Below are 11,318 nucleotides of genomic sequence, written 5' to 3'. Positions count from 1 at the left end.
GCGGTTGTAGCTCAGTTGGTTAGAGTACCGGCCTGTCACGCCGGGGGTCGCGGGTTCGAGCCCCGTCAACCGCGCCACTTTCCCCTCCTTTACGGTAAAGTTGCGTTTGTGAAACGCGCATCTGTCGCTTATATCCGGGCGAAGTTTCGGGAGGAGCGTATGCGCTGGATCAAACAGGTTTTCGACCACATCACCCTGCTGCAGGCGGTGCTTTTCGCAGCACTGCTCGGTCTCGCACCATTCGCCCCAGAGCCACATATCTGGGAAAAGCTGAAGATGTTGATGGCGGGCACGCTGGTGCGTCCGATCGACTGGTTCGATCTGGTGATGCACGGGCTGCCGTGGATCGTGCTGGCGGTGAAGCTGGCGCAATGGGTGAAGACGGGACAGACCGGGAAATCCGGTAGAGGTGCGCAATGAAAGACGACATGGACGCCAAAGGGCTGATCGAGACGATGGGCGCGGCCGCGCGTGCGGCGGCGGCGGAGCTGGCCTTCGCCAGCGCTGAGGTGAAGAAAAAGGCGCTGGAAGCGGCCGCCGATGCGGTGCTCGCGCGCAAGGGCGAGATCATTACCGCCAATGGCGAGGATATGGCCTACGGCGCGGAGAAGGGGCTGAGCCCCGCGATGATGGACCGGCTGATGCTGGACGACGCGCGGATCGAGGCGATCGCCAAGGGTCTGCGGGCGGTGGCTGCGCAGCGCGATCCGGTGGGCGACACGATCGCGGAATGGGACATGCCCTCGGGGCTGCATATCAAGCGCGTGCGTACGCCGCTTGGCGTGATCGGCGTGATCTATGAATCGCGGCCCAATGTGACCGCGGATGCAGGCGCGCTGTGCCTGAAATCGGGCAATGCGGTGATCCTGCGCGGTGGCTCGGAGAGCTTCCATTCCAGCCGTGCGATCCATGCCTGCCTGCTCGAAGGTCTGCGCGCCGCAGGGCTGCCCGAAGCGGCAGTCCAGCTTGTGCCGACCCGCGACCGCGCCGCCGTGGCTGAGATGCTGCGCGCGACCGAATTCATCGACGTGATCGTGCCGCGCGGGGGCAAGGGGCTCGTCGGACTGGTGCAGGCCGAGGCGCGCGTGCCGGTCTTCGCCCATCTCGAGGGCATCTGCCATATCTATGCCGACGGGGCCGCCGATCTGGAACAGGCGCGGGCCGTGGTGGTGAACGCCAAGACCCGGCGCACCGGGATTTGCGGTGCGATGGAATGTCTTCTGATCGACCGGGCCTTCTGGGAGAAACATGGCGGCGTGCTGATCGAGGACCTGCTGAAGGCGGGCGTCGAGGTGCGCGGCACCGGCGATCTGCTGCAAATCGAGGGCGTCACCGAGGCGAGCGCGGAAGATTTCGGGCGCGAATTCCTCGATATGATCTGCGCGGCGAAGATCGTCGATGGCGTGGATGGCGCGATCGAACATATCCGCCGCTATGGCAGCCAGCACACGGAATCGATCCTGACCGAGAATGACGCCGCCGCCGACCGCTTCTTCGAGCGGCTCGACAGCGCGATCCTGATGCGCAACGCCTCGACCCAGTTCGCCGATGGCGGCGAGTTCGGGATGGGCGCAGAGATCGGGATCGCGACCGGCAAGATGCATGCGCGCGGGCCGGTGGGTGCCGAGCAACTGACATCGTTCAAATATCTGGTGACGGGGCATGGCACGGTGCGCCCTTAAGGCGCACCGAACACCCCGGAGACCTCAGAACGCGATCGTGCCGCCGTCGGCGTCGACCGACCAGTCGAGCCTGCGGCCCTGCCGCGATGCCTCGCGCGGTAGAATCGCGAATTGCACCCGCGCGGGCGTCAGTTCCATCCGGGCCCCATCGAGCACGGCGAAAACCTCCCGGTTAGGCCGCGCTTTCTCGGACCGCGCGGTAATCATCCAGCCATCGCCGCAGGGCAACGCGCGCAGCGTGCCGCCGAAGGGCAGCGCGGTCTCCAGGCAGAGCATCGCGAGAAACGCCAGCTTCACCTCGGCGCGCGGTGCATCGCCCGGCACTTTCCATTCGTAGTCCAGACGGCTTTGCGCCGATAATTCGCCCAACAGACCGGAGACCTCCGCCTCGCCAAGCTGTTGTTCAGCGCCGGCTCGCCCGAAAGCCACCCGGAAGAACTTGACGCGCGCATTCGCCGCCGCCACGCTTTGGGCGATCAACTCGACCTCAGGCCCGGGCGCATCGCTCGTCATGGTGAGCAATTCGACCCCATTGCCGATCGCCCCGATCGGGCTGATAAGGTCATGACACAGGCGCGAGCCCACAAGGGCGGTCAAATCATCGTCGTCCGTACCGGCATTGGCGGTCTCGAATGGCATTAAACTCTCCAATAGGTGAAATGTGATCTATGAAATTCTCGAACCCGGCATGCTGGTCAGAAACCCGGCCCAGCCCGACTGGGGCACCGGACAGGTTCAATCGCGTATCGGCGAAAAAGTGACGGTAAATTTCGAGCATCAAGGCAAGCTTGTCCTGGACGGGCGGCGGGTCGCGCTGGAATTGGTTTTCTCTGAACAAAGTTGACGAATGGTTAACAGCTTCGTGAGGTCGTGTGGGAAACCTTCAACCTTGGGATGTGGCGATTGAACCCTCCGTGATGCGCCGATGACACGGCGCGCACCGCGCGATATTGCCAATCCGGGCGCGGCTTTCTAAACCGGGCCAGCGAAGATCGGCAGGAGGACGCCCGTGATCGACAGCGCCGCATTCGAAATCAGGCTGGCCCGTGATGCCGCCGATCTCGTGGCGTCGCAGCGGCTCCGTTATCGCGTTTTCGTCGAAGAGCTCGGCGGCGGCGGTGAAACGGTCGATCACGAAAACCGTCTGGAAAGCGACCGGCTCGACCCGGTCTACGATCACCTGCTGCTGGTCGATCCGGCACGCGCGGAAGGCGAGCATGTGGTGGGGGCCTATCGGCTTCTGCCCTCCGATCGGCTGGAACGGGCGGGGCAGTTCTATTGCGACAGTGAATATGACCTCGCGCCGCTGATCGGCACGGGGCGCAAGCTCTTGGAGCTGGGCCGCTCCTGCGTCGACCCGGACTATCGCGGCGGGGCGGCGATGTTGCTTCTGTGGAACGCGCTGGCCGACTATGTGCTGGCCCATGACATCGAGATTCTCTTCGGTGTGGCCTCCTTCCACGGCACCGATGCCGAGACGCTGAAAGCGCCGCTCTCCTGGCTGCATCACCACCATCTTGCGCCCGAACATATGCGCCCGCGCGCACGGCCCGAAGCTTATCAGCCGATGGATCTCGTGCCCGAGGAGGCGCTGGATCGGCGCGCGGCGCTGGCTCAGATGCCCAATCTGATCAAGGCCTATCTGCGGCTTGGCGGCTTCGTGGGCGAGGGTGCATTCATCGACCGTCCCTTCAACACCACCGATGTCCTTTTGCTGATGGATACCAAGGCGATGAGCGACAAGCATCGCAGCTTCTACACCCGCCGTTTCGAGGGCCGCGCGTGAGCTGGATCGAGGACGAGCCCGATCCCAAACCGCTTGGCGCGCTCGATTGGACGCGGGCTGTGTTGCGCGGTCTGATCTGGGGGCTGATGCTGCTGATCGGGCTGATCGTGCTGCTGCTGGTGCGGCTGGTAGAGCGCCCGGTTCACGGGCTGGCGCGGCCCTGGACGCCGTGGATCACGCAGGCGGTGTGCCGGATGAGCTTCCCGATCCTCGGGCTCTCGTACAGCGTCACCGGGCGTCCGATGACCAAGATCGGCGCGGTGGTCGCCAATCACGGGTCGTGGCTCGATATCTTCGCGCTCAACGCCTGCCAGCGGGTCTATTTCGTCTCCAAGGCCGAGGTCGCCAAATGGCCCTTCGTCGGCTGGCTCGCGCGGGCCACCGGGACCGTCTTCATCAAGCGCGATCCGCGTGAGGCGAAGACGCAGCAGGGGCTGTTCGAGGATCGCATCCGCGCGGGCCATCACCTGCTGTTCTTCCCCGAAGGCACGTCTACCGATGCGCGCCGGGTGCTACCCTTCAAGCCGACGCTGTTTCAGGCCTTCTACAGCCACGGGCTGGAGCGCGTGATGCAGATCCAGCCGGTCACCGTCGTCTACACGCCCCCCGCGGGCGAGGACGTGCGGTTCTATGGCTGGTGGGGCGATATGGGCTTCGGACCGCATCTGATAAAGGTGCTGGCCCAGAAGCGGCAAGGCGCGGTCGAGGTGGTGTTCCACACGCCGCTCTCCGTCTCCGACTATCGCTCGCGCAAGGAACTTGCATGGGCGGCGGAAAGCGCTGTGCGTCGCGGTCTGCCTTACGAGATCGCGCGCGCCCGGTAATAGGCCAGAACGTAGAGGCGGATCGCCGTGGCAAGGCCCGTCTCGGTGCCGCGATCTACATCAATTTCGGCTGCCAACTCATTGAGACCAAGGTTTTTTTCGGTCGCGATGTCGCGGAAGGCACGCCAGAATTCATCCTCCAGCGTGACCGAGGTGCGATGCCCGCCCAGCGTCAGGGAGCGTTTCTTCGGTCGGCTCATTCGTCATGCTCGCGCTGATGCCCGTCGAGATCGCGCCGCTCTTTCGTGGCGCGGCTTTCCTGCAGCGTCTTCTCCGCCTTGCTGCGCCCGAATTTCTCAGCGTTCACAGAGCCTTGCTCGCGTTTCTTCACGCGGGCCTGCTGTTTGCGAAACTGGTTGAGATTGGTGACCTTGCTCATAAGCAAAGAGTGCCACAGCCGACCGGATCGGGAAAGGGGCTTGGGCGCGCCCGCGTGAGGCGCGCCCGGAAGGTTTATTCGACTTCGACCAGCGCGTGGCGCTTCTTGCCCGCGCTCAGCTTCACCGGGGTCTCCAGATCGGCGGCGGTGAACATGCGGCCCGGATCGGCGCAGGTCTCGTCATCGACCTTGAGCGCGCCTTCCGCGATCAGCCGCTTGCCGTCCTTGCCCGATTTCGCAAGGCCCGAGCGGACCACGAGCTGCGCGAGGCTGATGCCGTCTCCCAGTTCCTCGACCGTGAGCGTCAGGGTCGGCAGGTCGTCACCCACGCCGCCTTTCTCGAAGACCTCGCGCGCGGTCGCCTCGGCGGCATGCGCGGCCTCCCAGCCGTGGCAGAGTGCGGTGACCTCGTTGGCCAGACGCACCTTCGCCGCGTTGATCTCGGAGCCTTCCAGCGCGCCCAGACGCTCGCATTCTTCGACCGGAAGCTCGGTGTAAAGCTTCAGGAAACGGCCCACATCGGCATCGGTCGTGTTGCGCCAGAACTGCCAGAATTCGTAAGGGCTCAGCATGTCCGAGTTCAGCCAGATCGCGCCGCCCTGGCTCTTGCCCATCTTGCGGCCGTCCGAGGTGGTCAGAAGCGGCGAGGTCAACCCGTAGATCTCGTGATCGAGCACACGGCGCGTCAGGTCGATCCCGTTGACGATATTGCCCCACTGGTCCGAGCCGCCCATTTGCAGCAGGCAGCCGTAGCGGCGGTTCAGTTCGAGGAAGTCATAGGCCTGCAGGATCATGTAGTTGAATTCGAGGAAGGACAGCGATTGCTCGCGATCCAGCCGCGATTTCACGCTCTCGAAGGACAGCATCCGGTTGACCGAGAAATGCCGCCCGATATCGCGTAGAAATTCGAGGTAGTTCAGCCCGTCGAGCCATTCCGCGTTGTTCAGCATGAGCGCATCGGTCGGTCCGTCGCCGTAATCGAGGTATTTCGCGAAGACCTGCTTCATCCCGGCGATGTTTTCGTCGATCGCTTCGGGCGTCAGCAGCGGGCGCTCATCGGAGCGGAACGACGGATCGCCGACCTTCGTGGTGCCGCCGCCCATGAGGGTAATCGGCTTGTGGCCGGTCTTTTGCAGCCAGCGCAGCATCATGATGTTCAGCAGGTGGCCGACATGCAACGACTTCGCCGTCGCATCATAGCCGATATAAGTCGGCACGACCCCCTTCGCCAAAGCCTCGTCCAGCCCCTGATAATCCGTGCAGTCGGCCAGAAAGCCCCGCTCGATCATCACGCGCATGAAGTCTGATTTCGGATGGTAGGTCATCGTGCTTGTTCCTTTCGTCTGAGCGTGCGTATATCGGGGCAGGCGACGAGAGGGAAGCCATGTTGAAATCCGGGCCGGTCTGGGCAGTTGGCGCCATGTCGGGCACGTCCTTGGACGGGGTGGACGCGGCGCTCGTGTTGACCGACGGAACCCGCATTCTCGATTTCGGCCGCAGCGACTACCGCCCCTATACCGAGGCCGAGCGTGCGACGCTCCACGCGGCTCTCGGGCATTGGCCCGGCGAGCCCGGTGTGGAAGAGGCCTGCGAGGTGGTCGAGACCGCCCATGCGGAACTGCTCAGCGGATTGGGAGAGGCGCAGGTCGTGGGGTTTCACGGCCAGACGCTCGCCCATGATCCCTACGGGATGCAGGGCCCGCGCCGCACCCATCAGGCAGGCGATGGTTCGGTTCTGGCCGAGGTGCTGTCGCGCCCGGTGGTCTGGGATTTCCGTTCCACCGATGTGGAGATGGGCGGGCAGGGCGCGCCGCTCGCACCGTTCTTCCACTTCGCCTGCGCGAAATACGCCAAGCTCGACGCGCCTGCGGTATTTCTGAACCTCGGCGGCGTCGGCAATGTCACCTGGGTCGATCCGCGCCAGCCCTCGGCAGAGGTGCCCGGCGCGGTGCTGGCCTTCGACACCGGCCCCGCTAACGCGCCGATCAACGACCTGATGCGGCTCCGGCGCAAGGCCGAGTTCGATGCGGGGGGCGAATTGGCGTTGGCGGGCCGCGTTGACGAGGCCATGGTCGAGGCCTTCCTGACGCATCCCTATTTCCTGAAGATGCCGCCGAAATCGCTCGATCGGAACGATTTCCACGACATCCTGACCCGCGTCGCGGAGCTGGACGATGCCGATGCGGCAGCGACGCTGACGGCCTGTGCGGCAGCCTCGGTCGCGCGCGCGGGCGAGCATTACCCGACGCCGCCGAAAGCGATCTATGTCTGCGGCGGCGGGCGGCTCAACACCGCGCTGATGGTGGCGTTGCAGCGGCGGATGAACGTGCCGGTGCAGCCCGTCGAGGATATCGGGCTCGACGGCGACATGCTCGAGGCGCAGGCCTTCGCCTATCTCGCGGTGCGGGTCGCGCGCGGCATGGCGACCTCGGGACCGTCCACGACCGGGGTCTCGGCGCTGATCGGCGGCGGCAAGGTCTCGCGGCCCGGCTAAATTCACATCACTTGACGCCGATCATGCCGCGCCGCGGCGCAAGGCGCTAGGATCGGCCTCATTGAAGAGGGTAGTCCGATGTCTGAAACTCCAACCGATCCCTGTCCCACGCCGCAGGCGCGCAAGCAGGCCCCGTTCTCGAACCGGGCCGCCGCGGTCTTCCTCGCGGGGCTCAGCTTCGTCGTCATGGTCATCTCCGGCCTCGTCGTCAGCATCGCGCCCTCGGGCCGGTTGGCGCGGGATATCGACTGGTCGCTCCTCGCGCTGAACCGCGCCGATTGGGAGCTTTTGCACCTCGCGATGGGGGTGCTCTTCATCTTCGCCGGTATCTGGCACATCAAGCTGCACTGGCCTGTGATCCGCAACCTGCTGTGGTCGGCAGCGGCGCAGACGCTGTGTCACCGGCGCGAACTGGCGCTGGCGGTCGGGCTGGTGGGTGCGGTGATCGTGCTGACGCTGCTCTGGTGGCCGCCGATTAGCTGGCTCGATCAGCTCTCGCGTTGGGCGAGCATCGGGCTCTGGTGATCAGCGGGGGATGTCGAAGCCTCTCGGGGCCAGTTCGAAGCCCTCGAAGCGAAAGCCCGGCGAGACGGTGCAGCTGACGAGGCTCCACGCCCCGGTGGAGCGCGCCGATTGCCACTGGCCCGCGGGCACGATCCCCTGAGGTTGATCGCCGCCGAGCACGTCGGGGCCCAACAGCAGTTCCAGCACCGGCCCCGCCTCCTGCGGCGCGATATCGAGCTGCACCGGCGCGCCTGCGTGGAAATGCCAGATCTCGGTCGCATCGACCCGGTGCCAATGGCTGCGCTCGCCCGCTTTGAGCAGGAAATAGATGCAGGTGCCCGCCGGGCGCGCACCGTCTGCGGCCTCCGCCTCCCAGGTCTGGCGGTAATGTCCGCCCTCGGGATGGGGCGCGAGACCGAGGGCTTCGATGATCGCGTCGGCCTCACTCATGCGAAAAGCTCCTTCGCCAGCGTCTCGAAATCGGGCGCGATCGCGTCCCATTCCTCGCTCGCCACAAGGTCCTTGTCCTGAGCGGGCCCGTATTCGGTGGGGCGCGGCACGAAAGCTGTCTGCAGCCCCAAGGGCCGGGCAGCTGCGAGGTCGTCGTTATGCGCGGCCACCATCATCACCTCTTCGGGCGGCAGGCGCAGCGCGGCGCAGGAGGCCAGATAGACCTCGGGCTTGGGTTTGTAGTCGCGGGCGATATCCGCGCCGAGAATGCAATCCCACGGCAGCCCCGCATGGCGCGCAAGCCGCGTCATCAGCGCGATGGACCCGTTGGAACAGGGCGCGATGATCGCATGGCGCCTCAGCGCGTGAAGGCCGCCGACCACATCGGGCCACGGGGTCAGCCGCTCCCAGACATGCGAGAGGCTATCGGGCGCCGAGACCGCAAAGCGTTTCGCCACCCGGTGCAGGTTCTCGCGATGCAGATCGTCGAGCGCCACATAGCCGCGCCCGCCCTCGCGGATACGCCGCATCGCAGGATCGTATTCGGCGCGCCACGCATCGGCGAAGGCAAGGGAATCGATCCCGGGAAAGGCGATCTCCACCTCATGCGCGACCGAGTTGCGCCAATCGACACAGGTGCCGAACACATCGAAAATCAGAGCCTTGATCATGGCCCGACACTGACCCGGATCGCGCCTCGGCGCAATCGCCCCTTCGGCTTGGCTCAAATATCCTCGCCGAAGGCGAAACGAAAACCCCCGGCGACGCGCGTGCTCCGCCCGGGCCGCTTCGCGGCTGATCCGGGCAAGGTGCAAACGAAAACCCCCGGCGAAGCGCGTGCTCCGCCGGGGGCTTGGGTGTCTCAATTCAAGACGCGCTCAGCGCAGGATCGAGCGACCCGCATATTCCGCGGTCTCACCCAGCGATTCCTCGATACGGATCAGCTGGTTGTATTTCGCGAGCCGGTCCGAACGGGCCAGCGAGCCGGTCTTGATCTGACCGCAGTTCGTGGCGACCGCGAGATCGGCGATGGTCGCGTCTTCGGTCTCGCCCGAACGGTGGCTCATCACGTTGGTGTAGCCCGCGCGATGCGCCATATCGACCGCCTGCAGCGTCTCGGTCAGGGTGCCGATCTGGTTGACCTTCACCAGCATCGAATTCGCGACGCCCTGCTTGATGCCATCGGCCAGACGGGTCGGGTTGGTCACGAAGAGATCGTCGCCCACCAGCTGCACCTTGTCGCCCAGACGCTCGGTCAGGAGCTTCCAGCCTTCCCAGTCGTCTTCCGCCATACCGTCTTCGATCGAGATGATCGGATAGGCGCCCAGCAGCTTCTCGAGATAGTCGACATTCTCTTCCGAGGTCAGCGACAGGCCCTCGCCCTTCATCTCGTATTTGCCGTTCTTGTAATATTCGGTCGAGGCGCAATCCATCGCGAGGTAGATGTCCTCGCCCGGCTTGTAGCCCGCTTTCTCGATCGATTTCAGGATGATGTCGAGCGCGGCGGTGGTCGAGCTGAGTTCCGGCGCGAAGCCGCCTTCATCGCCCAGACCCGTCGTCATGCCTGCCGCAGAAAGCTCTTTCTTCAGCGTGTGGAACACTTCCGAGCCCATGCGCACCGCGTCGCGGATATTGCCCGCCGAGACCGGCATGATCATGAATTCCTGGATGTCGATCGGGTTGTCGGCATGCTCGCCGCCATTGATGATGTTCATCATCGGCACCGGCAGGACACGCGCCGAGGTGCCGCCGACATAGCGATAGAGCGGCAGGGTCGAGAAATCGGCCGCCGCTTTCGCGCAGGCCAGCGAGACGCCGAGGATCGCGTTGGCGCCGAGGCGGCCCTTGTTCTCGGTGCCGTCGAGTTCGATCATCGCGCGGTCGATCTCGACCTGCTCGGTGACGTCTTCGCCGACGAGGTTTTCCGCGATCTCGCCGTTCACGGCCATGACCGCTTCCAGAACGCCTTTGCCCATGTAGCGGGCCTTGTCGCCGTCGCGGCGCTCGACCGCCTCATGCGCGCCGGTGGACGCGCCCGACGGCACGGCCGCACGGCCCATCGTGCCGTCTTCGAGGATCACGTCGACTTCGACGGTGGGGTTGCCACGGCTGTCGAGAATCTCGCGGGCGTGGATGTCGATGATGGTGCTCATGGGGGCGCTCTCCTCGGGCTCCGGTTGATGCTTGGCTAGGTGCATACACCTGTGCTGCGCCTGCGAAAAGGCCGTAAGGGCAATTTCTGGCAGAAATGTTAACGCTAACGGCGGCCTTCCCGGCGCAGTTTGGCCTGCCGCCACAGCGCATAGAGGCCAGAGCCCACGATCACCGCCCCGCCGATCAGCGTCCAGCGGTCCGGCGGCTCGGCGAAAACGACGATGGAAATCACGACGGCGAAGGCGAGACGTGAATAGCGAAACGGCATGATGACCGCGATCTCGCCCAGCCGCACCGAGGCGATCAGCGCGTAATAGCCCACCGGCCCGATCGCGAGCGCGCCCGCAAGGTAAAGCCAGTCCATCGGCTCGGGCGTGACGATCGGCTCGGGCAGGACCGCCAGCAGCACCAGACCCAGCGGCAGCACGCAGAAGAAGCCGAGCGTCGCCACCTGCAGCGAGGTCACATCGCGCGGCACGCGTCGCGTGGTGACGTCGCGCATCGACAGGCCGATGACCGCGCCGACTGCGAGAAGCGAGAGCATCGAGAATTCGTCAGTGCCTGGGCGGATCACGACCAACACGCCCAGAAAACCGATCAGAATGGCGGAGAGCCTGCGCCAGCCGACCCGCTCCTTGAGGAAGATCGCCGCGCCAAGCGTGGTCGCAAGCGGCGTCGCCTGATGGATCGCAGTGGCTTGGGCCAGTGGCGTGAAGGCCACGGCGGAGACGAAAAAGCCGGTGCCGACGATCTCGCCAACGTTGCGCAGCCAGAGCGCCGAGGACAGCAACGAGCGGGTGAAGATCCGTTCGCCCTTCAGCTTGGCGAGCACCGCGAAGATCGTCGCGCCGCCAAGCCCCACGGCGGCGAGAATTTGCCCCACCGGCCAGTCGCCCGCGAGCATTTTGATGAACATATCCTCCAGCGCGAACCCTGCCATCGCGAGGATCATCAGCATCGAGCCGCGCAGGTTATCGTGGTCGGTGGGTTCGGGTGTCATGGGGCGCTCCTGACCGGATGGTCAAGGCCCACCTAGCGCGGGTGT

15 protein-coding genes and 1 tRNA gene are annotated in these 11,318 nt (G+C 65.1%); 8 read left to right on the top strand and 8 right to left on the bottom strand.

Annotation, left to right across the window (positions count from 1 at the left end):
• The 3 genes from BMI85_RS12930 (at nucleotide 1) to BMI85_RS12920 (ending at nucleotide 1,682) form a co-directional block, all read left to right on the top strand.
• A tRNA-Asp gene (locus tag BMI85_RS12930) sits at nucleotides 1–77 on the top strand.
• An 82-nt stretch (nucleotides 78–159) separates the two neighbouring features.
• Nucleotides 160–420, top strand: a complete 261-nt coding sequence (locus BMI85_RS12925) for an RND transporter (protein WP_078601556.1) — start codon at nucleotides 160–162, stop codon at nucleotides 418–420.
• The gene (locus tag BMI85_RS12920; RefSeq protein WP_078601555.1) at nucleotides 417–1,682 is read left to right on the top strand and encodes a glutamate-5-semialdehyde dehydrogenase; all 1,266 of its coding nucleotides are present in this window, start codon (nucleotides 417–419) and stop codon (nucleotides 1,680–1,682) included. The genes BMI85_RS12925 and BMI85_RS12920 overlap by 4 nt, the downstream gene beginning before the upstream one ends.
• Nucleotides 1,683–1,706: 24 nt before the next feature.
• On the opposite strand, the gene BMI85_RS12915 is transcribed toward BMI85_RS12920, so the two are convergent.
• Nucleotides 1,707–2,321, bottom strand: a complete 615-nt coding sequence (locus tag BMI85_RS12915; RefSeq protein WP_078601554.1) for a histidine phosphotransferase family protein — start codon at nucleotides 2,319–2,321, stop codon at nucleotides 1,707–1,709.
• Between the two features lie 25 nt (nucleotides 2,322–2,346).
• On the opposite strand from BMI85_RS12915, the gene BMI85_RS12910 reads away from it, so the two are divergent.
• The 3 genes from BMI85_RS12910 (at nucleotide 2,347) to BMI85_RS12900 (ending at nucleotide 4,292) form a co-directional block, all read left to right on the top strand.
• Nucleotides 2,347–2,526 carry a DUF3553 domain-containing protein gene (locus BMI85_RS12910; RefSeq protein ID WP_093477165.1) on the top strand — a complete coding sequence of 60 codons (180 nt, stop codon included), beginning with the start codon at nucleotides 2,347–2,349 and terminating at the stop codon, nucleotides 2,524–2,526.
• 165 nt (nucleotides 2,527–2,691) lie between these two features.
• Entirely contained in the window at nucleotides 2,692–3,468 is a 777-nt protein-coding gene (locus tag BMI85_RS12905; protein ID WP_246831689.1) for a GNAT family N-acyltransferase, read from the top strand.
• Entirely contained in the window at nucleotides 3,465–4,292 is an 828-nt protein-coding gene (locus BMI85_RS12900; protein WP_246832555.1) for a lysophospholipid acyltransferase family protein, read from the top strand. The genes BMI85_RS12905 and BMI85_RS12900 overlap by 4 nt, the downstream gene beginning before the upstream one ends.
• Here BMI85_RS12900 and BMI85_RS12895 read toward each other — a convergent pair.
• From BMI85_RS12895 to tyrS, 3 genes are all read right to left on the bottom strand, one after another.
• Nucleotides 4,268–4,492, bottom strand: a complete 225-nt coding sequence (locus BMI85_RS12895; RefSeq protein WP_078523132.1) for a ribbon-helix-helix domain-containing protein — start codon at nucleotides 4,490–4,492, stop codon at nucleotides 4,268–4,270. The two genes, BMI85_RS12900 and BMI85_RS12895, sit on opposite strands and share 25 nt — an antisense overlap.
• Complete coding sequence (locus BMI85_RS12890; RefSeq protein WP_078523133.1) at nucleotides 4,489–4,671, bottom strand: DUF4169 family protein; 183 nt, start codon at nucleotides 4,669–4,671, stop codon at nucleotides 4,489–4,491. Before BMI85_RS12890 ends, BMI85_RS12895 begins: the two co-directional genes overlap by 4 nt.
• 74 nt (nucleotides 4,672–4,745) lie before the next feature.
• Nucleotides 4,746–5,996: a tyrosine--tRNA ligase gene (gene tyrS / locus BMI85_RS12885; protein WP_078601553.1), complete on the bottom strand. Its 1,251-nt coding sequence runs from the start codon at nucleotides 5,994–5,996 to the stop codon at nucleotides 4,746–4,748.
• Between the two features lie 59 nt (nucleotides 5,997–6,055).
• Between tyrS and BMI85_RS12880 the strand changes: the two genes are divergently transcribed.
• Nucleotides 6,056–7,165: an anhydro-N-acetylmuramic acid kinase gene (locus tag BMI85_RS12880; protein ID WP_078601552.1), complete on the top strand. Its 1,110-nt coding sequence runs from the start codon at nucleotides 6,056–6,058 to the stop codon at nucleotides 7,163–7,165.
• Nucleotides 7,166–7,243: 78 nt separating this feature from the next.
• Entirely contained in the window at nucleotides 7,244–7,690 is a 447-nt protein-coding gene (locus BMI85_RS12875; protein WP_078601551.1) for a DUF4405 domain-containing protein, read from the top strand.
• Here BMI85_RS12875 and BMI85_RS12870 read toward each other — a convergent pair whose 3' ends face one another.
• From BMI85_RS12870 to BMI85_RS12855, 4 genes are all read right to left on the bottom strand, one after another.
• Complete coding sequence (locus BMI85_RS12870; protein WP_078550651.1) at nucleotides 7,691–8,119, bottom strand: cupin domain-containing protein; 429 nt, start codon at nucleotides 8,117–8,119, stop codon at nucleotides 7,691–7,693.
• Nucleotides 8,116–8,790: a haloacid dehalogenase type II gene (locus BMI85_RS12865; RefSeq protein WP_078601550.1), complete on the bottom strand. Its 675-nt coding sequence runs from the start codon at nucleotides 8,788–8,790 to the stop codon at nucleotides 8,116–8,118. Before BMI85_RS12865 ends, BMI85_RS12870 begins: the two co-directional genes overlap by 4 nt.
• 207 nt (nucleotides 8,791–8,997) lie before the next feature.
• On the bottom strand, nucleotides 8,998–10,272 hold the full coding sequence (gene eno, locus BMI85_RS12860; RefSeq protein WP_078541333.1) for a phosphopyruvate hydratase: 1,275 nt from the start codon (nucleotides 10,270–10,272) through the stop codon (nucleotides 8,998–9,000).
• 104 nt (nucleotides 10,273–10,376) lie between these two features.
• Complete coding sequence (locus BMI85_RS12855; RefSeq protein WP_078601549.1) at nucleotides 10,377–11,273, bottom strand: DMT family transporter; 897 nt, start codon at nucleotides 11,271–11,273, stop codon at nucleotides 10,377–10,379.
• Nucleotides 11,274–11,318 lie beyond the last annotated feature (45 nt).

This window comes from Thioclava sp. DLFJ4-1, assembly GCF_002020145.1.
Taxonomy (GTDB): Bacteria; Pseudomonadota; Alphaproteobacteria; order Rhodobacterales; family Rhodobacteraceae; genus Thioclava; species Thioclava sediminum.
Note: the sequence above shows the minus strand (reverse complement) of the source record. Positions and strands in the feature narration are given on the sequence as shown.

Bases quoted from the DNA above. Each gene is read 5' to 3' on its own strand.
- BMI85_RS12925 (WP_078601556.1), top strand. From the start codon at position 160: ATGCGCTGGATCAAACAGGTTTTCGACCACATCACCCTGCTGCAGGCG.
- BMI85_RS12920 (WP_078601555.1), top strand. From the start codon at position 417: ATGAAAGACGACATGGACGCCAAAGGGCTGATCGAGACGATGGGCGCG.
- BMI85_RS12915 (WP_078601554.1), bottom strand. From the start codon at position 2,321: ATGCCATTCGAGACCGCCAATGCCGGTACGGACGACGATGATTTGACC.
- BMI85_RS12895 (WP_078523132.1), bottom strand. From the start codon at position 4,492: ATGAGCCGACCGAAGAAACGCTCCCTGACGCTGGGCGGGCATCGCACC.
- BMI85_RS12890 (WP_078523133.1), bottom strand. From the start codon at position 4,671: ATGAGCAAGGTCACCAATCTCAACCAGTTTCGCAAACAGCAGGCCCGC.
- tyrS (WP_078601553.1), bottom strand. From the start codon at position 5,996: ATGACCTACCATCCGAAATCAGACTTCATGCGCGTGATGATCGAGCGG.
- BMI85_RS12880 (WP_078601552.1), top strand. From the start codon at position 6,056: ATGTTGAAATCCGGGCCGGTCTGGGCAGTTGGCGCCATGTCGGGCACG.
- BMI85_RS12875 (WP_078601551.1), top strand. From the start codon at position 7,244: ATGTCTGAAACTCCAACCGATCCCTGTCCCACGCCGCAGGCGCGCAAG.
- BMI85_RS12870 (WP_078550651.1), bottom strand. From the start codon at position 8,119: ATGAGTGAGGCCGACGCGATCATCGAAGCCCTCGGTCTCGCGCCCCAT.
- BMI85_RS12865 (WP_078601550.1), bottom strand. From the start codon at position 8,790: ATGATCAAGGCTCTGATTTTCGATGTGTTCGGCACCTGTGTCGATTGG.
- eno (WP_078541333.1), bottom strand. From the start codon at position 10,272: ATGAGCACCATCATCGACATCCACGCCCGCGAGATTCTCGACAGCCGT.
- BMI85_RS12855 (WP_078601549.1), bottom strand. From the start codon at position 11,273: ATGACACCCGAACCCACCGACCACGATAACCTGCGCGGCTCGATGCTG.